Genomic DNA, 25,242 nt, shown 5'->3' on the forward strand with positions numbered 1-25,242 from the left:
TCTTGGCCTGGACTGCGACGCCCACCCCGTTCTGGTTCTCGGAAGAGAGTTGCGTGCGGCGCTAACCCGCGTTAGTCTCAGATTGCCTCGAACTCACGCGCGTTAGTTAGCCCGCGCATCCAATGAAGGAACCGCAGATGTCAGAGACGACCCGGCGCCCGGTGACGATGGCGGATGTCGCGCGGCACGCCGGCGTGTCCCGCTCGGCCGTCTCGTTCGTGCTCAACGACCGACGCTCTGTCAGCATCGCCGAGGACACCCGCGATCGCGTACTGGCCGCCGCGGCCGAACTCGGCTACCGTCCCAACGCGGGCGCGCGCGCACTCGCCAAGAAGCAGAGCGACTGGTACGGCCTCGTCACGGAGATCGTGACCGCGCCGTTCGCTGTCGACATCATCAAAGGAGCGCAGGATCGCGCCCTCGTCGATGAGAAGTACCTGCTGATCGCGTCCACCGAGTCCGACCCCGCTGCGGAGACGGCGGCCATCGAGCGGCTGCTCGAGCAGCGCGTCGAAGGACTCCTCTATGCCGCGACATGGCATCGCGCCGTCGAGATTCCCGAGATCGCACGTGAGGTGCCGACCGTCCTCATCAACTGCTTCGATGCCGAGGGTCGGTATCCCGCCATCGTCCCCGACGAGCGCACGGGCGGACGTCGGGCGACAGAGCGCCTCCTCGCGGCCGGTCACCGCCGCATCGGCTTCATCAACCTCGATCCCGACATCCCCGCGGCGGTCGGCAGACGCATCGGCTACCACGAGGTGCTTCGGGAGGCAGGTGTCGCGCCCGACGAGAAGCTCGAGATCTCGGGACATGCGACGGCCGACGGCGGGTACACCGCAGCATCCGCTCTTCTGGATCTCTCCGACCCGCCCACCGCGATCTTCTGCGCCAACGACCGGATGGCGATGGGCGCATACGACGCGATCAAGGAACGCGGCCTGCGCATTCCCCAGGACATCGCCGTCATCGGATTCGATAATCAGGAGCTCATCGCGGCCTACCTGAGACCGGGCCTGACGACGGTGGCACTGCCCTTCGAACAGATGGGCGCCCGCGGCGTGGACCTCCTCGCCGCGATCATCGCGGGTCAGTCGACCGGCACGGGAACCGTGACGGTCGACTGCCCGCTCCTAGAACGCGCGTCGGTGTGACTGGACATCTCGTCCGACGCGCAGCCCCTTCGGCTTCAACGAAGAAGAAAGGAACACACTCATCATGACAGTTCACCGCAAAGCGGCGCTCATCGCCGCCACGGTGGCGGCGACCACCGCGCTCGCGCTGTCCGGCTGCAGCGCCGGCGGAGGCGAGTCTGCGGACTCGCTGGATGGCACCCAGCTGCTGACGATCCCCCGTGAAGACATGGGGACCTTCGACCGCAATTTCAACCCGTTCGCGAACCCCGACTTCCCGATGACGCAGCAGGCGATCTTCGAGTCGATGCTCGTCTACAACCCCGCCGACGGCTCGACCACCCCGTGGCTGGCGACGGAGTGGGAGGTGGCTCCCGACAGCACCGGCATCACCTACCACCTGCGCGACGGAGTGGAGTGGTCCGACGGCGAGCCGTTCGTCGCCGACGACGTCGTGTTGTCGTTCGACCTGCAGCGAGAGGTCCGCGGCGGATTCGACTACATCGAGTCCGTGACGGCGGTCGACCCGCTCACGGTGCAGTTCGACTTCAACCAGCCCTTCTCTCCTGCGCTGCTCGACATCGGCCAGCAGGTGATCGCTCCCGCCCACATCTGGAGCGATGTCGACGACCCGACGAAGTTCGCCAATGAGGAGCCGGTCGGCACCGGTCCCTACACCGAGATCACCAACTTCCAGGCGCAGTCGTTCGACCTTGGCAAGAACCCGAACTACTGGCAGCCCGACAAGCAGAAGATCGAGGGCATCCGGATGCTGGCCTTCGCGGGCAACGACGGCGCCAACCTCGCCGCCGCCAACGGCGACGTCGATTGGGCCCCGCAGTTCATCCCCAACATCGAGGAGGCGTACGTCGCGAAAGACCCGGAGCACCGGTTCTACTGGTTCCCGACGACCGGGTCGATGATCAGCTGGCAGTTCAACACCACCAAGGCACCGTTCGACGACGTGAACGTGCGCAAGGCGTTGTCGATGGCGGTCGATCGCGAGCAGGTCACCGAGATCGGCATGCAGGGCTACACGCACCCTGCCGACTGCACAGGCTTGACCGGCTCGTACGACACGTGGCGCGACGAGGCCGTCGTGGACTCGTGCACGTGGACCGAACGCGATCTCGAGGGTGCGCGAGAGCTGTTGGATGCCGCGGGCATCGCCCTCGGCGCTGACGGCAAGCGAGTCCTACCCGACGGGTCGCCGTTCGCCTTCGACTTCTCGGTGGGCTCGACCTCGAGCGACTGGGTGTCGGTGGGCAATGTCATCGCGCAGAACCTCGCCGAGCTCGGGGTGACGGTCACCGTCGCCGCGAAGGACTGGGGCGACGTCGTCGCGGGGTATGAGAACGGCACCTTCGACTCCGGCATCGTCTGGAGCGCGAACGCTCCGACGCCGTACCAGTTCTACCGCGGTGTGATGTCGACCGAGACGGTCAAGCCCGTCGGCGAGCAGACGTTCGACAACTACCACCGCTTCGGCAGCGCGGAGGCCGATGCTCTCCTCGCGCAGTTCGCCGCGGCATCCGACGAAGCCACGCAGCACGAGATCATGAACCAGCTGCAGGCTCTCTTCGCCGACGTCGCCCCGGTTGCGCCGCTCTTCCCCGGCCCGGAGTGGGGTGCGGCGAGCACGGCACGGTTCACCGGCTGGCCGACCGAGGACGACCCGTACGCGACGCTCTCGACGCGCTCGCGGACGACGGTGCTGGTGCTCACCAGCCTGGAACCCGTCGTCACCGACTGACCCATCGTGCCGTCCTGCTGCGTCGCCCGCGCGGCGCAGCAGGACGGCCGAGGAGACACATCATGGGCTACATGCTGCGGCGCTTCGGGTTCTATCTCGTGGCGTTCTGGGTGTCGATCACCCTCAATTTCTTCCTTCCCCGTTTCATGCCGGGCGACCCGGTGTCACGCATGGTGGCACGGCTGCAGGGACAGATCCGTCCCGACCAGATCGAGGCGTTGAGAGAGTCCTTCGGACTCAGCGACGCTCCGCTGTGGGAGCAGTATCTGCGCTACCTCGGCCAGATCTTCACGGGCAACCTGGGCTTCTCGATCTCGCGGTTCCCGACCCCCGTCATCGACGTCATCTCCAGCGTCATCGGCTGGACCTTCCTGCTCGGCTTCGTGTCGCTGATCATCGCCGTCGTCATCGGCAACGTGCTCGGCATCCTCGCCGCGTGGCGCCGCGGAGGCGTCCTCGACTCGTTCGTGCCGCCCCTGCTCATCTTCATCGGCTCGTTCCCGTACTTCTGGCTGGCGATGGGACTGCTCTACCTGTTCGGCGTCACGCTCGGATGGTTCCCGCTGCGCCACGCGTACGAGGTCGGCACCACCCCGGAGTTCTCCCTCGCGTTCCTCGGCGACGTCGCGTACCACCTGATCCTTCCCGCCACGTCGATCGTGCTCGTCTCGGTCGGCGGCTGGATGCTGGGCATGCGCAACACGATGATCGCCACCAACGCCGAGGACTACATCGTGATGGCCGAAGCCAAGGGGCTGCCCGCGAACCGCGTGATGATGCAGTACGCGGCCCGCAATGCACTGCTCCCGTCCGTCACCGCATTCGGCATGTCGCTGGGCTTCGTCGTCGGCGGCGCGCTGCTCACCGAGGTCGTCTTCGCCTACCCGGGCATCGGCTACACCCTGCTCGCCGCGGTGCAGAACCTCGACTACCCGCTCATGCAGGGACTCTTCCTCACGATCACCACGGCCGTGCTGATCGCCAACTTCCTCGTCGACATCGTGTACGTGCGCCTCGATCCGCGCGTGCGCGTGAGCTGAACGGAGGGTGTGATGTCACTCGCGCAAGATCCCCGCGCCATGGCCGAGCTGGAGCTCGGCAGCCCGCCCGGTCCCGATGGGCAGGTCACCGCCATGCCGACGCCTCCGCGTCGCCGCCGTGGCGGAGGCGGACTCTTGGGAGGCCTGCTCGGCAATGCGAAGGCAACGTGGGGCCTGGTGATCCTCGTCCTCTTCGTGCTGATGGCGGTCTTCGCTCCGGTCCTCGCTCCCGGGGACCCCACGCTCATCCAGGGCATCGGCTCGCAGCCGCCGTCAGCCGAACACTGGCTGGGAACCACAGCCAAGGGGCAGGACGTGCTGGCGCTGAACATCTGGGGTTCGCGTTCGTCGCTGTTCGTCGGCTTCACCGTCGGGATCCTCGCCACGTTCGTCGGGCTCCTCGTCGGCCTCGCATCGGCCTACCTCGGACGCACGATCGACAACGTCCTGTCGCTCGTCACGAACGTGTTCCTGCTCCTTCCCGGACTGCCGCTGCTGGTGATCCTCGCGGCGTTTCTGCCGCAGGGTCTCGGCACCGTCATCCTGGTCCTCGTCATCACCGGCTGGGCGGGGTCCGCCCGCGTGCTCCGCTCGCAGGCCATGTCGATCCGCGGCAAGGACTTCGTCGCCGCCTCGCAGGTCACCGGCGAGGGCGGCTTGCGCATCATGTTCCGCGAGATGCTGCCGAACATGGCGTCGATCGTCATGAGCACGTTCCTCGCCTGCGTGATCTTCGGCATCGGCGCGCAGGCGGGTCTCGAGTTCCTGGGGCTGGGCGACATCAGCACCATCAGCTGGGGTACGAACCTGTACTGGGCGAGCAACGACGGCGCCCTGCTGACGGGAGCCTGGTGGGTGTTCGTTCCTCCGGGGGTGTGCATCGCGCTCGTCGCGTTCGCGCTCGCGCTCGTCAACTACGGCGTCGATGAGACGACCAACCCCCGCCTGCGGCGGCCTCGCCGCCGCACCACCCCTGACGCGCCCACTCGTGTCGCCCCCCGCACGCGGAAGGAGACGGTGCGATGACCGCCCCGCTGCTCGAGATCCAGGACCTTTCCGTCGAGTACGTCACCGAGGCCCGCACCGTGCGCGCCGTCGATCGGGTGTCCTTCTCGATCGCCGAGCGCGAGGTCTTCGGCCTCGCCGGGGAGTCGGGCTGCGGCAAGTCGACGATCGCCAACGCGATCCTGCGGCTGCTGCGAGACCCCGCCGTGATCTCTGGTGGGTCGGTCCGCTTCGCCGGCACAGATGTACTGGCACTGGATGCCGAGGAGCTCCGCGAGTTCCGCTGGCGCAAGGTGGCCATGGTCTTCCAGAGCGCCATGAACGCGCTGAACCCGGTGATGACGGTCGGCGATCAGATCGTCGACATCTTCACCACCCACGACGGCGTATCGAAGAAGACCGCGCTCGCGCGCGCCGGCGACCTGCTCGATCTCGTGGGCATCCCGCGGGATCGACTGCGCTCGTACCCGCACCAGCTGTCGGGCGGGATGCGGCAGCGGGTCGTCATCGCGATGGCGACGGCGCTGCGACCACCACTGCTCATCATGGATGAGCCCACCACGGCGCTCGACGTCGTCGTGCAGCAGGAGATCATGGCGCAGATAAAGGACCTGCAGCGTGAGCTCGGGTTCGCGATCCTCTTCATCACCCACGACATGTCGCTCATGGTCGAACTCTCCGACCGGATGGCGGTGATGTACGCGGGGCGCTTCGTCGAGACGGCTCGATCCGACGAGATCTTCGACACGCCCGAGCACCCGTACACCCGTGCCCTGATGAACGCATTCCCGCCCATGTCGGGTCCACGCACGCGTCTGCAGGGTCTCGGCGAAGGAGTGAGGTTCCGTGACATCCCGGATCTCGAACCGCTCACGCCTACCCACTGGGTTGCACCCAGCGACGACGACTCCCTGATCACGGAGACCATCTCATGACCGCACAACAGACGCCCGTGCTCTCCGCGCGGGGACTGGAGAAGACGTTCACCATCGGCGGGGCGTTCTCCCGCAAGCGCGTCCGCGCGCTCGGCGGCGTCGACCTCGACATCGCCCACGGAGAGGTCGTCGCGCTCGTCGGCGAGTCCGGCAGCGGAAAGTCCACACTCGCGCGCTGCATCGCCCGCCTCGAGCAGCCGTCGGCTGGCACGTTCCTCTTCGAGGGCGAAGACATCATCGCCACATCGAAGCGGCGTGCGACGCGCGAGTACCGCTCGGCCGTGCAGATGATCTTCCAGGACCCGTTCGGGTCACTGAATCCCGTGCACCGTATCGGTCACTTCCTCGAACGTCCGCTGCGAATCCACGGTGCCGCATCCGGCCGCGCGGAAATGGAGCGCGCGAAGCAGCGGCTGATGGCGAAGGTCGGGCTTCCCGACGAGATGCTGGACCGCTACCCCCACGAACTCTCCGGCGGCCAGCGGCAGCGCATCGCGATCGCCCGTGCGCTCGCGGTCAACCCGCGGCTGATCCTGGCCGACGAGCCGACGTCGATGCTCGATGTCTCGGTGCGGATCGGTGTGCTCAACCTGATGCGCACGCTGTGCGAGGAGCAGGGCATCTCGATGCTCTACATCACGCACGACCTCGCGTCCGCGCGCTACCTCGCCGACCGCATCGTCGTGATGTTCGCCGGCGAGTTCGTCGAGGGCGGCGATGCGATGGAGCTGCTGGCCAACCCGGCGCACCCCTACACCCGCCTGCTGATCTCGGCGGTGCCCGACCCCAAACGCATCGAACCGTTCGACCCCGTCGAACGTGCGCGACTTCGTCGCGAGGTGCTGCACCCGACCGGCTGTCAATGGACCGGGAAGACGACCGAGCGCTGCTCGGCCGAGAAGGCCGTGTTCCATCGGCTGAGCGAGGAGCCCGAGCACTGGGTGCGCTGCGGACTGTACGCACCGCCGTCCGATGCCCCGGGAACCGCACTGGAACAGCCCGCACACGATCAGGAGAACGACGCCGCATGACCACGCATCCGATGACCAGCCCGAACCGGACCTCATCCGATCTCGTGGAGCTCGCTGCCGCGGACCCGCACCGGCCCGCGTTCCACTTCGTCTCGCCCGCCGGATGGCTCAACGACCCCAACGGGCTCACGCAGAGGGACGGCTGGTACCACCTCTTCTACCAGTACAACCCCTACGCGCCGGTACACGACCGCATCCACTGGGGTCATGCACGCAGCACCGACCTCATCAACTGGGAGCATCTGCCGATCGCGCTCGAGCCGACCGCCGGTCCTGACGTCGACGGCTGCTGGTCCGGCGTCTTCGTCGACGACGGGGGAGTGCCCACGCTGGTCTACTCGGGGCGCCACGGCGAGGTCGAGCTGCCCTGTGTCGCGACGGGGTCCGACGACCTCGTCGAGTGGACGAAGGAACCGGGGAACCCGGTCGTCGCGGCACCGCCCGAGGATCTCGACATCGTCGCCTTCCGGGACCACTGCGTGTGGCGTGAGCAGGCCGCGGATGGAACCGGCGGATGGCGGCAGATCGTCGGTTCCGGCATCCGCGGCGTCGGCGGCACCGCACTGCTCTACGAATCGGATGACCTGCGTTCGTGGCGCTATGTCAGCCCGCTCCTCGTCGGCGACGCGGCCGACCGGCCGCGGACGGCGTCAGACTGGACCGGGACCATGTGGGAATGCGTCGACCTGTTCGCCACGGAAGGCGCGGACGTCCTGGTGTTCTCCGCATGGGACGACGGAGTGACCCACCACCCGCTCTACTGGTCGGGCCGGTATCGCGGCGACCGCTTCGAACCCCGGGCGCTGCACCGGCTGGACCTGGGCGGCAGGTTCTTCTACGCGCCGCAGTCCATGCGCGACGAGACCGGCAGACGGCTCATGTTCGGGTGGATGCAGGAAGGACGGACGGATGCCGCGGCCGTCGCAGCCGGCTGGTCCGGGGTGATGTCGCTGCCGCGCGTCGTCACCGGCCGCCCAGATGGGTCTCTGCATCAGGCACCGGCGCCCGAGGTCGATGCGCTGCGGACCGAGCTCCTTTACGAAGGCCCCGCCGGCGAGGTCGGCGCGGCGGGTATCGGCGGCGACCAGTTGGATCTCGAACTCGACGCGACTCTTCCGTCGGGCACCTCGATCGAACTCGCGGTGCGCGCGACCGTGGACGGCGCGGAGCGCACCGTGTACCGCCTGCGTCGTGTCGGCGGCGAGGTCGAGTTCTCCCTCGACCGGAGCCGGTCCAGCCTCGACGACAGCGTCGACGCGACGCCGCTCGCGGGCGTCGTCGGACTCGAGGGCGACACCGTGCGTCTCCGCGTCGTGGTGGACCACTCCGCCCTGGAGGCGTTCGCGAACGGCCTCCCGCTCGCCGCGCGCGCGTATCCGACGCGGGATGACGCGCTGCGCGTCTGCGTCGACGTCGGTGGCGCCGCGGCGACGCTGCGTGTGTGGCGCATGGCGTCCGTGAACTGACGCCACGCACCACCATCACCACCACCAACACGGCGGCAGCACCGACGCTGCCGCGGATGAAAGGCCATCCATGGAGCAATCGACTGCAGTCTCACGCCGCGCGCTCTTCGCCGGTGCCGGCACCACCGCTCTCGCGGGGACGCTGGCCCTGGCAGGAGGGGGAGCGCCCGCCGCCGCGGCGGACGCGGCATCCGTCCTCGGCACGACCTCGAAAGGACGCACTCGCATGCGGCCCGCGTACCACCTCAGTGTTCCCGACAACTGGAAGAACGACCCGCAGCGACCCGTCTACATCGACGGCGAGTACCACTACTACTACCTCTACAACGCGGACTACAACGAAGGCGGTGCGGGAACCGCATGGCGGCGCGCCACGACGCGCGACCACGTGTCGTTCCGTGACCGCGGCATCGCCATCCCGAAGTTCAGCAACGGGAACGGTGACTGCTGGTCGGGATGCCTCGTCGTCGACGAGCGCAACACCGCGGGCTACGGGGCAGGCGCCGTCATCGCGCTCGTGACGCAGGCGCCCCAGGGCCGGCAGGCGCAGTATCTCTGGTACTCCACGGATCGCGGGAGGACATTCCGCCCCGGGGGCGACGCGCCGGTGCTGCCGAACCCCGGCGTGCCGGATTTTCGCGATCCCAAGGTCATCTGGGACGCCGACCGCGGGCGCTGGTTCATGGCGAACGCGGAAGGGCAGCGGGTCGGGTTCTACGTCTCCGCCGACCTCCACTCGTGGCGGGGCGTCGGCGAGTTCGTGCGCACCGACCTGGGGCTGATCGAGTGCCCCGACATCTTCCGCATGACCGCGGGCGACGGCACGTCGCACTGGATCCTCGGCATCAGCGCCAACGGCAAGGGACGGGGGCTGCCGGCGACGTACGCGTACTGGACCGGGGCGTTCGACGGCGCGTCGTTCGTGCCCGACCACGGCGATCCGCGCTGGCTCGACTACGGGTTCGACTTCTACGGCGCCGTGACCTACCCGAATCACGAGGCATCGGGCGCGGAAGACCCGACGCTGCGCCGCGCCATCGGGTGGGCGAACTTCTGGGACTACCCCCACAACACGCCCACGCTTGCGACCGACGGCTACAACGGCGACGACATGATCGTGCGCGACCTGCGGCTCACCGCAGGAGACGGAGGCTACTACCTCGCCTCCACACCGACGGCGGCGCTCGAACGGTATGCCAAGAAGACCCACCGTCTCGGCGACGTCGCGTTCACTGGGGTACGCGACCTGGAGCTGCGCTCGCTCGCCTACGACCTCACGTGCGAGCTGGTGTGGGATCCGGCGGCAGCGCCCTCCAACATCGGGTTCGAGGTCTGTCGCGCGCCGGGCGGGGGCCGTCACGTCGCCGCCGGTGCGTTCCTGAACGGGCCGTTCACCTACGTCAACCGCCGTCCGACGATCAATCCCACCGGCGGCGAGTCGCAGACGCCGATCGATCCGTCGACGGGGCGCCTGGCCGTACGGATCCTCGTCGACCGCACGAGCGTGGAGTTCTTCGTAGGCGACGGCCGCGTGGTGCACTCGCACCGGGTCTTCCCGCTCGAAGGCGACAACCGCATCCGGCTCTACGCCAACGACGGCTCGGCGATCTTCCGCGGTCTCACCATCCGCGACCTGGCGGTCTGACCCGGCGCTGCGCCGCGAGTCGTGCTCTCTCCGATAATTGGTTGATTAACCGCTTGACCACTCGTTGATATCCGGTCTATCGTGTGAATAACCGATTAACCAAAGAGGGTGACGATGGGCCAGCGAGGGTTCTACCAGCCGGAAGGCGCGTGGGTGGGGGATGTCATCCCCTGGCAGGAGGATGGCGAGTTCCACCTCTTCTACCTGTACGAATCGCGCCGGGTGCCGCGAGAAGGGATGCCGTGGCACCGCGTGGTGACGGCCAACCTCGTCGACTTCGACGATGGCGGCGAGGCTCTCGCGTCAGGCGGCGCTGCCGCGGCCGACTTCAACGTGTACACCGGCAGTATCGTGCTCGCCGAGGACGGCACGCACCACGTGTTCTACACCGGGCAGAACCCCGATGTGGTGGGCGACGACGGACGGGCGCTGCAGGTCGTGCAGCACGCGACGAGCGTGGACGGAATGCGTTCCTGGCGGCGCCACCCCGACGACACGTTCGGGGCGACGGGCGGCTATGAGACCGGCGACTGGCGAGACCCGTTCGTGTTCTGGGACGAGGCGGCGCGCACGTGGCGGATGCTCATCACGGCGCGCCACGCGGACGGGCCGTCGCGGCGCCGTGGCGTGATCGCCCAGTGCACATCGCGTGACCTCTCGACGTGGGAGCCGGCCGCGCCGTTCTGGGACCCGCGGCGGTATCTCGCGCACGAGTGCCCCGAGGTGTTCCAGTGGGGCGACTGGTGGTACCTCGTGTTCTCCGAGTTCAGTGACGCTTTCACGACGCGCTACCGCATGGCGCGCAGCCTCGACGGGCCCTGGCAGATCCCCGATCACGACACGATCGACGGCCGCGCCTACTACGCGGCGAAGTCCGCTGCCCGCGGCGACCGGCGTTTCTTCTTCGGCTGGATCGCGTCGCGCGAGGGCGCGCACGACGATGGCCCGTGGCAGTGGGCGGGCACGATGTCAGTGCTCGAGGCCGAGCAACGCGCCGATGGGACTCTCGCCTTCCACCCGCCTGCAGAGCTGCGCGACACGTTCTCGCAGCCTGAGGAGGGGATTTCCGCCGGAAGCGTCCTGCTGGCACCCGACGGGTACCGGGACCTGCTCACGACGGAGGAGGCCCCCACGGCGTTCCGTCTGCGTGCGCGCTTCGATGTCGCCGACGGCACGACGGAATGCGGTGTGCTGCTGCGGGCCGGCGCGGATGGAGACGAGGGGTACGTACTCCGCCTCGAGCCCGGGCGAGGGCGGCTCGTCTTCGACCGGTGGCCGCGACGGGCGACCGGCACGGAGCAATGGCAGATCTCTGGCGACGTGCCCTTCGCGATCGAACTGGAGCGACCGTGCCACATCGGCGCCGGCGAACACGTTCTCGATGTGATCGTCGACGGCGACATCTGCGTCGCGACTCTCGATGACGCCACCGTCCTCAGCACGCGTCTGTACGACCGACGGAACGGCCGGCTCGGTGCCTTCGTCGGTGAAGGCGCCGTCACGATCACCGAGTTCTCGGTGTTCTCGCCACTCGCTGCCGACCCCTATCAGCACACGCACTCAGAATCGCTGCTCGCCAGAACCAGGTAGCAGCCGATCCCGCACCCACCTGCAACACCCGATCAAAGGAGATTCCGACATGGCAGCACTCACGCGCACGACGGCGATGGTCGCCGTCGCCGCCGCGACCGCACTCATCCTCACCGGCTGCGCCGGCTCGTCAGGCGCAGCCGACCCGACCGACATCGACCCCGACGGAGAGGTCGTCCCCCGCCAGATCTCGTGGCTGCTCTCGCGCCCCGCAGACGGCGGCGTCATCACCGCGATGGAGCAGATCGCCGACGAGTACGCCGCCGACCATCCCGGCTTCGCGCTGAACCTCATCACGACTCCGGATCGACCGTCCTACATCCAGAAGTACGAGACACTCGCCGCCGCCAACAAGCTGCCGGAACTCTTCGACACGGATGCGACGCCCTTCGCGCAGAAGCTCGCTGCACAGGGGCGGATGATCGACATCGAAGCCCTCCTCGACGACCTCGGACTGGACGACTACCGCGAAGCCGCACTGAACTACCAGCGCTTCGACGACGGCTCGCTGTACATGGTGCCGTTCGAGTTCCAGCTCGAGTACTTCTGGTACAACTCGGCTCTGCTGAGGGAGGCGGGTGTCGGCGTGCCGGCGACCCTCGACGACTTCCCCGCGATGTGCGAAGCGCTCCGCGCGAAGGGCATCACCCCGATCGCACTCGACGGACAGGACCAGTGGCCTCTGGAGCGATACATGGCGTACTACCCGTTCCGTCTTGCCGGACCCGAGTACGTGCAGCAGCTCAAGAACGGCGAGGCGTCGTTCGGCGACCCGGCCGGACGCGCCGCCGCCGAGTGGCTCTCCTCGCTCGGCCAGGCCGGCTGCTTCCAGGAGGGCTTCTCGTCGACCGGCTACGCCGACGCGCAGGCGCTCTTCACCTCGGGCAAGGCCGCGGTGTACAACATCGGCACCTGGGAGCTGAGCAACCTGGCCACCGACGCGCTCGACCCCGCCGTCCGCGATGACGTGGACTACTTCACGCTCCCCACGATCGACGGGGCCGTCACCGACGACACCGAATACGTCACCCCATCGGGAATCGGCATGGCCGTGAACACGAAGACCTACGACCCGCTCGTGCGGGACTTCCTCGGATTCGCGCTGGAGCGCTACCCCGAGGTGTATGCCGCGACCGGCGCACTGTCTCCGACCAGCACGGCAGCGACGACGATCCCTGACAACGCCACTCCGCTGTACACCCGTGCGATCGAGCAGGCCGACAACGTCGGGCCCCGCATCGCGATGCCGTGGGACACGCAGCTCGACCCTGCGACCAACACCCGCCTTCAGCAGGAGCTGACGCTGCTGGTGCAGGGGGACATCACTCCCGACGAGTTCATCACCACGATGGACGCCGCTCTCGCGGAGAACGCCGATGGCTGAGTCCCTCACTGTCGGGGCGGGCGCGGCCGTGTCGCGCCCGCCCCGGCGGGCGCGTACCCCGCTCAGCTCGATGCTGCCGAGGCGCTCCACGCTGTCGGTGGTCGTCTTCCTCGTCCCACCATTGCTGCTGTACGGCGTGGCGGTGCTGCTGCCGATCCTCCAGTCGCTGTTCCTGAGCGTCTTCCGCTGGGACGGCATCACCGACATGGTGTTCGTCGGCGTCGACAACTACGTCAAGATGTTCACCCGTGACGACGTCTTCTGGACGGCGTTCGGCAACGCGCTGGGCTACCTCGCCATCTGTCTGGTCCTTCAGCTCGGGGGCGCGCTGATCGTCGCGAGCCTTCTCACGGCGCTGCCGAGGGCACGAGAAGTCGTGAAGACGATGTACTTGCTGCCGGCCATCATCTCCACCGTCGCTATCGCCTTCCTGTTCCAGCGGATCTACTCGCTCGAACCGGTCGGCCTGCTCAACCAGGTGCTCGCATGGGTGGGCCTCGAGAACCTGCAGACCGCGTGGCTGTCGAACGTGCAGACCGTGCTGGCGGCGGTCTCCATCCCCGAAGGATGGCGCTTCACCGGGTTGTACATGCTCATCATCTACGCGGCGCTCATCGCGGTGCCCCGTGAGCTTGAAGAGGCGGCCCGGCTGGACGGCGCGTCGTGGTGGCAGGTCTTCTGGCGGATCCGCTTCCCCTACATCCGCCCGGTGTGGATCACCACCACGATCATGGCCACAACTTTCGCGCTGCGCGGCTTCGACATCCCTTACCTCCTGACGAACGGCGGCCCGGGCCAGGCATCGGAACTTCTCACCACCTACATGTACAAGACCGCGTTCGTGCACACCGACTACGGGTACGCCAGCGCGATCTCGGTGTTCATCGTCGTCGAGTGCCTGGTCGCCGTCGGCATCATCCTGCTCGTGCTTCGTCGAAGGGACTACTCATGACCGCTCCCACCCTCACCGCCCCAGCGCCGCTCGACAGGCGCGCGCCGGCCGCGCCACCGGCGCAGCGGCGGGTGCCGTCGCGATCACCACGGCTGCGCGTCCAGCGGACGCTGCTGAGTGCGACCATCGTGCTCATCGTGATCGTGCAGGTGTATCCGCTGCTCTGGCTGCTTCTGACCAGCTTCCGCACCGCCGCCGACTTCGCCGCCGGGAACCCCTTCGCGCTGCCGGGGTCGTTCACGCTCGACAACTACGCGCGCGCGTTCGGCACCGGCAATCTCTGGCTCAACATCCTCAACAGTCTGATCGTCACGCTCGGCGCCAGCGCGCTCATCGTCATCGCCGGCATGATGGCGGCCTTCGCGCTGGAGGTGCTCGGCTTCCGGTTCAGCAACGGGGTGAGGGCCCTGCTGCTGCTCGGCATCATCGTGCCCGTGCAGATCGCCCTGGTGCCGTTGTTCATCGACTACTCGCAGGTAGGGCTGCTCGACACCCACCTGTCGATGATCATCCCGCTCGCGGCGTTCTCACTGCCGATGGCGGTCTACCTGTTCTCGTCGTTCTACAAGTACATTCCGCGGGAGACGTACGAGGCGGCGTCCCTGGACGGTGCCGGGCCGTACCGCATCTTCGTTCGCATCACGCTGCCGCTGTCGGTCAACACCATCGTCACCGTGGTGCTGGTCAACAGCATCTTCATCTGGAACGACTTCATCTTCGCGAACACCTTCGTGCTCTCGGACGGATTGAAGACGATCCCGCTGGGTCTGCAAAACTACATCGGAGCGATGGGCAACACCGACTGGACCGCGACGTTCGCTGCCGTCTGCGTCACCGTGACGCCGTTGCTGCTCGTGTTCCTCATCCTCAACAAGGCGATGATCTACGGACTCGAGAGCGGAGCGACGAAGGGGTGAGGATGCCCGAGCACGGCAGAAGCGGTTCCGCGGTCACGATGCGCGACGTCGCCAAGGCCGCCGGCGTATCGGTGGCGACCGTGTCGCATGTGGTCAACGACAAGCAGGGCGTGCGCATCGGGGAGGACGCCCGGCGGCGGGTCCACGATGCGGTCGCCGAGCTCGGGTACCGGCCGAACGCCCTTGCGAAGACGCTGTCGCGGGGAACGTCCCGATTCATCGGCCTCGTGTCCGACGCCATCGCGACCACCCCGTTCGCCGGCCAGATCATCCACGGCGCTCAGGACGAGGCGTGGAAGCACGGATACGTGCTTCTCGTCGCCGATACTGACGGCAACCGTGCCGCCGAAGACGAGGCCATCGCGATGATGCTCGAGCATCAGGTGCAGGGCGTGCTGTACTCGAGCTGGTATCACCATGAGGTGACAGTTCCACCCGCCTTGGAGAACACCGACACGGTGCTCGTCGACTGTTACGCGTCGAGCAGCGAACTGCCCACCGTGGTGCCCGACGAGGAACAAGGCGGACGCGTAGCCACCGAGGAGCTCCTCTCCGCCGGCCACCGCCGCATCGCGTTCCTCAACACGACGACGCCCTCGCCCGCGCAGACCGGACGCCTCGCCGGATACCGCGCGGCGCTCGAAGCGGCGGGCGTCGACTTCGACCCCGAGCTGGTCTTTCCCACCGCTCCCGATCAGCAAGGCGGATACGCCGCGGCGCCGCTGCTCCTCGCGGCTGACGCGACGGCGGTCTTCTGCCACAACGACCGGGTGGCCATGGGCCTCTACGACGGGCTCCGCGAGCACGGCATCCGAATTCCCGACGACATCGCCGTCATGGGGTTCGACAATCAAGACGTGATCTCCGCCCACCTTCGGCCGCCGCTTTCGACGGTCGCGTTGCCTCACTACGACCTCGGCGCTGTCGCAGTGAGAGTCCTGCTCGGCCTCGAGCCGGCGAAGGACACCCATCAGTATCTGGTCACGTGTCCGCCGGTCGTCCGGCAATCCACCTGAGACGGGTGCTCGCAGTCGGCGGGGCTTGGCGAGCGCAGCCCTCGGCTTTGACGTTCGTGCGTCATGGGGCGGCATCTGATGTCAGCTCCCGGTCCGCTTGCGCACCTATCTGAGTGCGCGCGAAGCCGCCGGACGAGACGGTGAAGACGAATTCATCGTGGAGCTTCGTCCACGTTGCTTGGTCGATCCCGGTGGTAGCGATGATCCGAGCGCCGGTGCCGCTGACCGTGGTGCTGAGCGCGTTGTAGCTGTCGTCGTGCCCGGGCGGGAGTGCATCGGCTTCGAAGCCGCGGCGGGCGAAGGCGGCCAACGGCGCACCTGTCCCGCCGGCCGCATGAATGATCATCAGCGTCGCGTCGGTGAGGATCATGGCATTGAGGCATGCGCCTGCGAACCTGGTGCGCACTCGCGCGACCGCGTGTGCGAGTGCCGTGGCATCGTCGAGGCCCGGTGCCCGGCGCACCGCGTGGCGGATGGCGGTGAAGTAGGCCTCACTGTCGGTCGTCCCGTGCAGCTCGCGCCTGCCGTCGGCGGTGAGGAGTCCGACGAGGTCCTCGCGCGGTGCGATCAGCCCATTGTGCTGAAACGCTGTTCCGTCGCGGAGGAATGGCTGGACATTCTCGGGAGCGGGCGGAGCGCCACGACTGGCGAATCGGAGATACAGCATGCGCGAGGTCGACGCCGGCGCCAGCGCGTGAGCCCACTCCTCCCCGCCGACGGCAGCGGTCGCTGAGCCGGCGGTGCGGACCTCCCCGGTCGCGACGTCGCGCCATGCGGTGCCCCAGCCATCGGCGTGCAGCCGTGCGAGATCGGTGAACTCGGCCAGTACTGATTCACCCACAGCGCGTGCAAGCGGGAGCGGCTCGGCCGCGACGTAACTGAGCATGCGGGACATGCGTTCCTCCAAGCCCTGGTCCTTCGACAATGTGGATCCACTTATGATACTTTTGGATCCTGACTGAGAGACCTGGAGTTTCATGACATCGGCGCCCGCGGCGAAGGCCGCACGAAAAGACGCGGCCCTGCCGCTGGTCGGCTCCACGATCGATGTCGCGCGCGAGCGCGAGCTCACCCTCGGCGCGAAGGTGTCCCATCACTTCAACGCGGCGGGGTCCGCTCTCCCGACCGCCGCGGTCGTGTCGGCGGTCGTATCTCATCTGCGTCTGGAGGAGCGGGTCGGCGGTTACGAGGCCGCCGCTCAGGTCAAGGATCGCGTCGAGGCCGTCTACGGCTCGGCTGCTGCGCTCCTGGGATGCGATGCCGATGAGATCGCCCTGTTCGACAGCGCGTCGACCGGGCTGCGCGTGCTGCTGGACGCATTCCGACCGGCCCCCGGGTCGCGCATCATCGCGTCGCGCAGCACGTACGTCAGCCACGCTCTGCACCTCATGACCATCCAGAAGGAGCATGGGATCGACCTGGTGCTGGCGCCGACCGACGCCCAGCGGCGTGTCGACCTCGCCGCGCTGGAAGCCCTTCTCGCGGATGGGCGGCCGACGATCCTCACGATCGCCCACGTGCCCACCTCCTCCGGACTGGTCGAACCCGTGCAGGAGATCGGTCTCCTCGCGCGGCGCTATGACGCGGGCTACCTCCTGGACGCAACGCAGTCGGTCGGTCACCTCGAGATCGACGTTGCCCGGATCGGGTGTCACGTGCTCGTGACCACCGGGCGGAAATTCCTGCGCGCTCCTCGGGGGACCGCCTTCGCCTTCATCGAACGCGACTGCGCCGCGATGCTGCCGCCCACCGCTCCGGACGTCCGGGGTTCACAGTGGATCCGCGCCTTCTCCTGGGATGTCACCGGCACCGCTCGTCGATTCGAGACGTGGGAGGCCGGTATCGCCGGTCGACTCGGGCTGGGAGTCGCGCTGGACGAGGCCAGCCGGCGCGGGATCCCGGAGACCGCCGAATGGCTGACGTCGGCGGGTGACGTGGTGCGTGAGTCGCTGCGTGCCATTCCGGGGGTCACCATCGCCGATCCTGCGGGGGCGGCGTCGGCCATCGTGACATTCCTCGTCGACGGCGTGGAGTCTGCCCAGGTCTCGGCGGCGCTGGCCGACAGGCAGGTGCGCGTGGTGTCCGTTCCTGCCACGCACGGGCAATGGGACCTGGGCGACCGTGCGATCACGTCCGTCGTGCGCGCCTCCCCGCATATCTACAACGACGAAGACGACATCTCCGAGCTTCTCGGCGGTGTCGCGCATATCGCGCGACAGGGAGGGCGCCCGTGACCGCACTCGACGCCGATGTGATCGTCGTCGGTCTTGGCGTGCACGGAAGCGCCACCGCCGCCGCGCTCGCGCGTCGCGGCGTCGCCGTCATCGCTGTCGATCGTTTCGCGCCGGCTCACACGCGGGGCTCCTCCCACGGCCGGACGCGCATGATCCGCCGGGCGTACCCGAATCCGGTGTGGAACGACTTCGTCTCGCGTGCGTTCGCCGGCTGGAGCGAGCTGGAGCGCGAGAGCGGGCTGACCCTCCTGCACCGCACGGGCGGTCTCTATGCCCACCGCGGCGAATCGCAGCTCCAGGGACCCGGATGCATGGTCGTCGACGACCCCTCGCACATGTCCGACCTCATGCCGGGCTTCGGCGTTCCCGCGGGCTACCGCGCCGTCTACGACCCTGAAGCAGGCGTGCTCGAAGCGTCGCAGGCCGTCGCCGCTCTGCAGCGCTCTGCCGAGGCGCATGGGGCGGAACTGCGCTGGGAAACGCGCGTCGAAGGGTGGGAGCGTGTTCCCAGCGGCATCGTGCTGCGTACGGACGCCGGCGACCTCAGGGCCCGCCGGCTGGTGATCGCCGGGGGCAGCTGGATGGGCGCGCTGGTTCCGGAACTTGCTCCGCTGCTCGAGGTCTGGCGCATCCTCACCGTGACCGTCGCTCCCGGTCAGGCGATCGGGATGCCGCCGTCGCTGGGCGCCTTCTCGGTCGATCGCGCCGAGGGGCTGGTGTTCGGGATCCCGGACGCCGCCGCCAACGGCGTGAAGCTGGGCGTGGATGCCGGAGAGATCTGGGATCCCGAGACGCAGGTCGCGCCCCCCACCGCCGCGGAGGCGGGTGTCCTGCGGTCGCTGCTCGACACCTACGTGCCGGGGCTCGACAGTAGTCCCGTCGAGCTCGCGGCCTGCCTGTATACGATGACGGCGGACAAGCGATTCGTGATCGGTCCCCTGCGCCGCGCACCCGAGGTCGTCGTCGCATCAGCGTGCTCGGGGCATGGTTTCAAGTTCGGACCTGCGGTGGGTGAGGCGCTGGCCGACCTCGCGACCGGCGTCGATCGCGAAGACCTCGACTTCATCTCGACGTCCCGACGGGAGCTCTGACATGACCATCGCGCTCGCCGCCCCTCACCCCGAGGCGATCGCCGCCGGCGAACGCGCCGCTGCAGCGGGAGGGAACGCCCTGGACGCTGCGCTCGCCGCCGCTGTGATGCTCACCGTCGTCTACCCGCACCAGTGCGCACTCGGCGGCGATCTCATCGCCCTCGTACGCACGCCGGAAGGCCGGACCACCTCGGTGATCGCCGCCGGGACCGCGCCGGCCGCGATCGCCGACGCGGCGTCGTCGTGGACCGAAGTTCCCCGTCAGGGCGCACATGCCGTCACTGTGCCGGGAATGGTCGCCGGTTGGCGTGCGATCGCCTCACTCGGTGGCCGGACCGATCTGTCGGCGGCGTTCACAGATGCTGCGACCGTCGCCGATGCCGGGATCCGGGTCAGTGCGGGTCTGTCCCGCGCGCTCCGGTCACGCGCGGACGCCGTGATGTCCGACCCCGGGATGCGTGGAGTGTTCGCACCCCGCGGGGCCGTGCTCGCGGAGGGCGATCCGCTGGTGCAGCCGGCGCTGGCCGCCACACTGCGGACGCTCGCCGACGACCCCGATGACTTCTATCGCGGTGGCATCGCACGCTCTCTTGTGGGCACCCTGCGCGCAGGCGGCGGCACTCACACCGTCGAGGACTTCGAGCACTACGCCCCCGAGGTCGGACCGTCGCTCACCCGCGACATCGGAGCGCAGACGTGGCACGTCGCACCGCCGCCCTCGGTCGGGGCCGTGCTGATCGGCGTCGTCACTGTGGCTTCCGACGGCGGATCCGAGGCGCCGTCCGGTCCGCGCCTGGTGGATGCCGCGATCCACGGCGTGCATGCGCGCGCGGCGGCGCTCGGCGACCCTCTCACCAGCGAGATCGACCTCGATGTCCTGCTCGATCTCGGCGTCGACGTGCCCGCACCCGCATTCGCCGAGCCACGCCCCCTCGGCGACACCGCCGCGGTCACCGCGCTCGACGATGAGGGCTGGGGGGTCACGATCGTCCAGAGCGTTTATCAGACGTTCGGCGCCGGCCTGCTCGATCCGGGCACTGGCGTCGTGCTCCACAATCGCGGCAGCGCGTTCAGCGTCGACCCCGCTTCTCCGGCCGCCGTACGTCCTGGCGCACGGCCACCGCACACGCTGTGCCCGGCGATCGTCGACGCACCTCAGACCACCGTCGTCGCCGGGTGCCAGGGCGGGCGCGCGCAGGCGTGGATACTCTCGCAGATCCTCCCCGACGCCGTAGACCCCGCGCAGGACCTGCCCATCATCCTGGCCCGCCCGCGATGGGTCGTCGGGGACCGCGATCTCGATCAACCGGTGCTCTCGCTGGTCGCGGAACCCGGTGTCGCGGACGACGTGCTCGCCCGTGCCGACGAACGGGGGCTTCCTGTCGTGCAGTTCGCCGGTCCGGCGGACGAGGCGGGACATGTCCAGCTGGTGCGCCGCTCCGGTGAAGAGATCACCAGTGCCAGCGATCCCCGCGCCGACGGTGTCGGCACCGTGATCGAGCCCGACCCCGCATCCGAAGGGAGCATCGCATGACGATCACATCCACCGATTCGGCACGACGCCAACCGACCCGCACGGCTACGGAGGAGGCCCGCATGCACGCCGCCAGACACTGGACAGACCCGCTCACCCCGGACGAGATCGCCGAGGTGGCCGCGCTGGTCCGGACCGACGCGCGCATCGGGGAGAGCCCGCGGTTCTGGGGCATCGCGGTCGAGGAGTCGCTTGCGCGCAGCCTCGCCGACGGGCAGGGCCGCCCTGTGCGCCTCGTGGTCATGAACCCCGACGCTCACGCCGCGTGGGAGGTGACCGGGTGGACGAGTGGCACTGACCGCGCGGCATCCGTCGGCTCGTGGTCTCCCGTCGACGCGAAGCGGCCCGGCGTCTCGTCCGACGAGGCGCGCATGGTCGCCCAGGCCGCGCGCAACCACCCGCTGCTGAAAGCGGCGCTGGCCAAGCGCGGCATCACCGACACGTCGCTGGTGTGGGTCGACCCCGAGTCGATGACGGGGTTCGAGCCCGAGCGCTACGAGGATCGCCGTCTGTCCTGGGGATCCGTGTGGCACCGCGAGAGCGTCGACGACAACGGCTACGCGCGACCGGTCGCCGGTCTCGTCCCGATCCTCGATCTCGAGACGCTGGACATCATCGAGCTCGAGGACCATGGCGTCATCCCGATGGCGACCGAGGGCGGCAACTTCCGCTCCGGCACATGGGGACCCGATCGCGAGGTCGCCCCGCTGGAGATCACGCAGCCGGACGGACCGGGCTTCGACGTCGACGGCCACCTCGTCACCTGGCAGAACTGGTCCTTCCGCATCGGGTTCACCCACCGCGAGGGCCTGATCCTGCACGACGTCGCGTATCGCGACGGCGACACCGAGCGCTCGGTGCTGCGGCGCGCGTCGATCAACGAGATGTACGTGCCGTACCTCGATTCCGACCCGACCGCGTACCGCAAGAACTTCTTCGACTGGGGCGAGTACGGGGCGGGACCCCTCACCGCGTCGCTCGAGCTCGGCTGCGACTGCCTCGGCGAGATCCGCTACTTCGACGCGCACTTCCTCAACGGGCACGGCGAGGCGAAGACCATCGCCAACGGCGTGTGCCTGCACGAGGAGGACCACTCGATCCTGTGGAAGCACGTCAACACGCGCATCGGCGAGGCGGACGTTCGCCGCTCGCGCCGGCTGGTCGTGTCGTTCTTCGCAACGGTGGCCAACTACGACTACGGCTTCTACTGGTCGTTCCACCAGGATGGCAACATCGAGCTCGAGGTCAAGCTCACCGGCATCCTGTCGGTGTCGGGCATCGACGACGGGCAGACGCCGCGCTACGGGCGCATGGTGAGCCCGAACGTGCAGGCGCCGACGCACCAGCACTACTTCGCCGTGCGCCTCGACACGGCTGTCGACGGGCCGCAGAATCGTCTCGTCGAGGTACACGCCGAGATCGAGGACGACGACGAGCTGAACCCCTACGGCAACGCCGTGAAGATGGTCTCCGAGACGATCTCCTCCGAGAAGGACGCCGCGCGCATGGCGGACGCCTCCCGCGCCGTCCACTGGCGGATCGAGAACGCCGAGAAGACGAACCGCTTCGGCGAGGCCACGTCGTACCGGCTCACCCTGCCGAACACGACCCGCCTGTTCGCCAAGCCCGGAAGCGTCGTCGAGCGCAAGGCGCCTTTCGTTGCCAAGCACCTGTGGGCGTCGGCGTACGACCCGGCCGAGCGCTACATCGCGGGGGAGTACCCGAACCAGGCTCCGTTGTCGGCCGAGGGCATCACCGCGTGGCAGGAGGCGGATCGTCCCCTGGACGGTGCAGAGCTCGTGGTCTGGCCCATCGTCGGTGTCCACCATTACCCGAAGCCGGAGGAGTGGCCGATCATGCCGACTCACCGGATCGGTCTGCGACTGGAGCCGGACGGCTTCTTCACCCGCAACCCGTCGCTCGATGTTCCCCCGTCCACGTCCGGGGCGAGCTGCCACGCCGCCTCGCCCGATGGGCCGGCGCACGCCGGGCCGGGGCATGGACACGACCACCACGGTCACGACCACGACGGTCACGATCACCATGGTCACGACCACGGCTCCGGCGCGCACGGCCACTCGCACCACTGATGGCAGAGCTCCTGCACGCGGGCGCCCTGGCGACGACGGTGCTGAGCACCTGCTGCACCGCGGCCGCCGGGCCTCGCGCACGCGCGCGGGAGCTCGCCCTCGCCCTCATCATGCTGGTGGCGATGGCCGATGTCGTCGTCGGGTGGGGCCTGCTCGCACCGGTCTGGTGGGCCGCGCTCCTGGTCATCGTCGCCATGGCGTCCGCCATCTCACGCGCGCGCCGCGCGGCGTCGTCGGTGGCGCGGTCGGCGAGGGCGATGGATGCCCTCGGCGGCATCCTCATGGCCGCTCTGCTCCTGGTGATGTCGAGCGGCACGGTGTCGACGAGCGCGCATGCCGGGCACGGCGTCTCGCCGTCCGCCCTGGTGTGGGCGGTGGTCGCGGCGAGCGTGCTGTTCGCCGCGGCATCCGTCCACATGGGCGTCACGATGCGGATGCCTCATCCCGTCGCGCCTGTGCGCGTGCGGGTTGTGCGCCGCATCGCGCCGCTGGCGATGGGCGCGTCGGTGCTCCTGATGGCCGCGGTCGTCGTCGTCTGAGAGCGGACGACCGTGGGGTTCGCTGCGGTGAGTCAGCCCTTGAATACCGTCGAGGATCGGCGCTCGTACCAGCGGGCGAGCTGCTCGCCCGCCTTGATCACGTGCTCGCGCATCTCGTTGCGCGCCGCCTCGGCATCGCCACGCTCGAGCGCATCGAGGATTCGGCTGTGCTCGTGGAAGTTCTCTTCGCGGTGGCGGCTGTCGCCGACGAGGAGCTGGGCGGAGACGTTGCGGGGGAAGGTCTCGTTGATCTCGTCGATCGATCGGGCCAAGCGCGAGTTTCCCGACAGCTCGGCGATCGTGCTGTGGAAGATGTCGTTCTCGCGACGGCTGTCGAGCGCGGCGTTCCGTGTCTCGTCGCGCTCCGCGATCGAGCGGTCGTACATCGCCTGATTGGCTGCCCGGAGGCGTTCGATGTCTTCATGAGACGCGCGGCTCACCGACAGGGCGGCGGCGAGCGCTTCGAGTTCGGCTCGCACCGCGTACGCCTCGCGTACCTCCCAGGGCGCAGGGACGCGCACCACCGCTCCGCGATTCGGCACGACGTCGATGAGCCCGCCCGTCTGCAGCTGGCGCAGCGCCTCGCGCACCGGAGTGCGGCTGACTCCGAAGTCGTTGGCGAGTTCGGCCTGACGCAGCTGGGCGCCGATGGGGATCTCACCCGACATGATCCGTGCTCGGATTCTCGCAGCGATGTCGTCCACGAGTGCGTGACCGGACATCTCCGTCACGAGACGATCTTCGTCTGCCATGCGATTTCCCCTCTCACCGACTGTCGGCGGCGATGCGATTGGAACCGTAGCAGAGGCGCCGCCTTGTGGGGCGGGACTCGCTAAGAATGTCCACAATACCTGAATATTGGATCCAGAACGGCTGTGTTAGGATCCAAACATGGTCACGGCAGACGAATCGGGAGAGTGCGCCGCCCGAGTGCGCGCGATGACGCTGGAAGCGGACGACGTCCTCGCTGTGGAACTCGAGCCGATGAACGGCGGATCGGTGGACTGGGCTCCCGGAGCTCACATCGATCTCGTCCTGCCGGACGCACCGGTGCGTCAGTACTCACTCACGGGCGTCCCCGGTTCATCGCGCTACCGGATCGCGGTCCTGCGCGAGGAGCGCAGCCGTGGCGGGTCGAAGGCGGTCCACGAGCGGCTGCGTCCGGGGGACATCGTGACGCTCCGTGGTCCCCGCAACCACTTCGTGCTCGAGCCGGCGCAGGAGTACCTCTTCGTCGCCGGCGGCATCGGGATCACGCCCATCGTGCCGATGCTGCATGCCGCCCACCGCGCCGGCGCTCGTTGGCACCTGCTGTACCTGGGTGAGACGAGGCGTCGCATGGCCTTCCTCGACGAGGTGATGTCGATCGACTCGGGCTCCGTCACGGTCGTCGCCCGCGACGAGGGTGCTCGCGCCGACCTCGGAGACGCGCTCGCTGCGTGGCCCGATGCCGCTGTCTACGCCTGCGGTCCCGAGCGCATGCTCAGCGCCCTGCAAGAGCTGCTCCCCGAGGAGACAGGACGCCTGCGGTTCGAGTACTTCGCTGCGCCCGTGGTCGAGTACGAGCCCGGCGGCGCGTTCTCGATCCGTCTCGCCCGGACGGGTGCGGAGCTGTCGGTGGAGCCGGGACAGTCCGTCCTCGAGGTGATGCGCTCCGCGGGGGCGGAAGTGCTCACCGACTGCGAGGAAGGCATCTGCGGCAGCTGCGAGACGCACGTGCTGGAGGGGGAGGTGGAGCACCGCGACTTCGTGCTGACGTCTCAGGAGCGCGAACGAATGGACTGCATGATGGTGTGCGTTTCGCGAGCGGCGTGCCCACTGCTGGTCCTCGATGCCTGAGCTGTGGATACAATCACAACAAGATCGGATACCGGAGGGTAAATCGCG

21 protein-coding genes are annotated in these 25,242 nt (G+C 68.4%); 19 read left to right on the top strand and 2 right to left on the bottom strand.

Annotation, left to right across the window (positions count from 1 at the left end; translation table 11 throughout):
- Positions 1-137 precede the first annotated feature (137 nt).
- From ACI3KX_RS01760 to ACI3KX_RS01820, 13 genes are all read left to right on the top strand, one after another.
- A complete protein-coding gene (locus ACI3KX_RS01760; RefSeq protein ID WP_404907346.1) occupies positions 138-1,154 on the top strand; it encodes a LacI family DNA-binding transcriptional regulator in 1,017 nt (338 codons plus the stop codon).
- 64 nt (positions 1,155-1,218) lie between these two features.
- On the top strand, positions 1,219-2,886 hold the full coding sequence (locus ACI3KX_RS01765) for an ABC transporter substrate-binding protein (RefSeq protein ID WP_404907348.1): 1,668 nt from the start codon (positions 1,219-1,221) through the stop codon (positions 2,884-2,886).
- A gap of 62 nt (positions 2,887-2,948) precedes the next feature.
- Positions 2,949-3,926 carry an ABC transporter permease gene (locus ACI3KX_RS01770; protein WP_363358151.1) on the top strand — a complete coding sequence of 326 codons (978 nt, stop codon included), beginning with the start codon at positions 2,949-2,951 and terminating at the stop codon, positions 3,924-3,926.
- A 93-nt stretch (positions 3,927-4,019) separates the two neighbouring features.
- Positions 4,020-4,952, top strand: a complete 933-nt coding sequence (locus ACI3KX_RS01775) for an ABC transporter permease (protein ID WP_363358250.1) — start codon at positions 4,020-4,022, stop codon at positions 4,950-4,952.
- Positions 4,949-5,866, top strand: coding sequence for an ABC transporter ATP-binding protein (locus ACI3KX_RS01780; RefSeq protein WP_404907350.1), 918 nt, complete (start codon positions 4,949-4,951; stop codon positions 5,864-5,866). Before ACI3KX_RS01775 ends, ACI3KX_RS01780 begins: the two co-directional genes overlap by 4 nt.
- Positions 5,863-6,897, top strand: a complete 1,035-nt coding sequence (locus ACI3KX_RS01785) for an ATP-binding cassette domain-containing protein (protein WP_404907352.1) — start codon at positions 5,863-5,865, stop codon at positions 6,895-6,897. The genes ACI3KX_RS01780 and ACI3KX_RS01785 overlap by 4 nt, the downstream gene beginning before the upstream one ends.
- The gene (locus ACI3KX_RS01790) at positions 6,894-8,363 is read left to right on the top strand and encodes a glycoside hydrolase family 32 protein (RefSeq protein ID WP_404907354.1); all 1,470 of its coding nucleotides are present in this window, start codon (positions 6,894-6,896) and stop codon (positions 8,361-8,363) included. The genes ACI3KX_RS01785 and ACI3KX_RS01790 overlap by 4 nt, the downstream gene beginning before the upstream one ends.
- Before the next feature lie 70 nt (positions 8,364-8,433).
- On the top strand, positions 8,434-10,008 hold the full coding sequence (locus ACI3KX_RS01795) for a glycoside hydrolase family 32 protein (RefSeq protein ID WP_404907356.1): 1,575 nt from the start codon (positions 8,434-8,436) through the stop codon (positions 10,006-10,008).
- 114 nt (positions 10,009-10,122) lie between these two features.
- Complete coding sequence (locus ACI3KX_RS01800) at positions 10,123-11,598, top strand: glycoside hydrolase (RefSeq protein WP_404907550.1); 1,476 nt, start codon at positions 10,123-10,125, stop codon at positions 11,596-11,598.
- Positions 11,599-11,647: 49 nt separating this feature from the next.
- A complete protein-coding gene (locus ACI3KX_RS01805; RefSeq protein WP_404907358.1) occupies positions 11,648-12,982 on the top strand; it encodes an ABC transporter substrate-binding protein in 1,335 nt (444 codons plus the stop codon).
- A 70-nt stretch (positions 12,983-13,052) separates the two neighbouring features.
- On the top strand, positions 13,053-13,934 hold the full coding sequence (locus ACI3KX_RS01810) for a carbohydrate ABC transporter permease (protein ID WP_404907552.1): 882 nt from the start codon (positions 13,053-13,055) through the stop codon (positions 13,932-13,934).
- Positions 13,931-14,851 (top strand): carbohydrate ABC transporter permease, encoded by a 921-nt coding sequence (locus ACI3KX_RS01815; protein WP_404907359.1) that lies wholly within the window; start codon positions 13,931-13,933, stop codon positions 14,849-14,851. Before ACI3KX_RS01810 ends, ACI3KX_RS01815 begins: the two co-directional genes overlap by 4 nt.
- A gap of 2 nt (positions 14,852-14,853) precedes the next feature.
- Positions 14,854-15,867: a LacI family DNA-binding transcriptional regulator gene (locus ACI3KX_RS01820; protein ID WP_404907361.1), complete on the top strand. Its 1,014-nt coding sequence runs from the start codon at positions 14,854-14,856 to the stop codon at positions 15,865-15,867.
- A 61-nt stretch (positions 15,868-15,928) separates the two neighbouring features.
- On the opposite strand, the gene ACI3KX_RS01825 is transcribed toward ACI3KX_RS01820, so the two are convergent.
- Positions 15,929-16,846 (bottom strand): class II glutamine amidotransferase, encoded by a 918-nt coding sequence (locus ACI3KX_RS01825; protein WP_404907363.1) that lies wholly within the window; start codon positions 16,844-16,846, stop codon positions 15,929-15,931.
- Between ACI3KX_RS01825 and ACI3KX_RS01830 the strand changes: the two genes are divergently transcribed.
- The 5 genes from ACI3KX_RS01830 (at position 16,845) to ACI3KX_RS01850 (ending at position 23,355) form a co-directional block, all read left to right on the top strand.
- Entirely contained in the window at positions 16,845-18,101 is a 1,257-nt protein-coding gene (locus ACI3KX_RS01830) for an aminotransferase class V-fold PLP-dependent enzyme (protein WP_404907365.1), read from the top strand. The genes ACI3KX_RS01825 and ACI3KX_RS01830 overlap by 2 nt on opposite strands.
- A complete protein-coding gene (solA, locus tag ACI3KX_RS01835; RefSeq protein ID WP_404907366.1) occupies positions 18,098-19,192 on the top strand; it encodes an N-methyl-L-tryptophan oxidase in 1,095 nt (364 codons plus the stop codon). Before ACI3KX_RS01830 ends, solA begins: the two co-directional genes overlap by 4 nt.
- 1 nt (position 19,193) lies before the next feature.
- Positions 19,194-20,726 (top strand): gamma-glutamyltransferase, encoded by a 1,533-nt coding sequence (locus ACI3KX_RS01840; RefSeq protein ID WP_404907368.1) that lies wholly within the window; start codon positions 19,194-19,196, stop codon positions 20,724-20,726.
- 62 nt (positions 20,727-20,788) lie between these two features.
- Positions 20,789-22,816, top strand: a complete 2,028-nt coding sequence (locus ACI3KX_RS01845) for a primary-amine oxidase (RefSeq protein ID WP_404907370.1) — start codon at positions 20,789-20,791, stop codon at positions 22,814-22,816.
- Positions 22,816-23,355 (top strand): hypothetical protein, encoded by a 540-nt coding sequence (locus ACI3KX_RS01850; protein WP_404907372.1) that lies wholly within the window; start codon positions 22,816-22,818, stop codon positions 23,353-23,355. The genes ACI3KX_RS01845 and ACI3KX_RS01850 overlap by 1 nt, the downstream gene beginning before the upstream one ends.
- A gap of 32 nt (positions 23,356-23,387) precedes the next feature.
- Here ACI3KX_RS01850 and ACI3KX_RS01855 read toward each other — a convergent pair whose 3' ends face one another.
- Complete coding sequence (locus ACI3KX_RS01855) at positions 23,388-24,107, bottom strand: GntR family transcriptional regulator (RefSeq protein ID WP_363358137.1); 720 nt, start codon at positions 24,105-24,107, stop codon at positions 23,388-23,390.
- Between the two features lie 139 nt (positions 24,108-24,246).
- Between ACI3KX_RS01855 and ACI3KX_RS01860 the strand changes: the two genes are divergently transcribed.
- Complete coding sequence (locus tag ACI3KX_RS01860; protein WP_363358136.1) at positions 24,247-25,194, top strand: PDR/VanB family oxidoreductase; 948 nt, start codon at positions 24,247-24,249, stop codon at positions 25,192-25,194.
- Positions 25,195-25,242: the final 48 nt, after the last annotated feature.

Source organism: Microbacterium sp. ZW CA_36, from assembly GCF_044987475.1.
Taxonomy (GTDB): domain Bacteria; phylum Actinomycetota; class Actinomycetes; order Actinomycetales; family Microbacteriaceae; genus Microbacterium.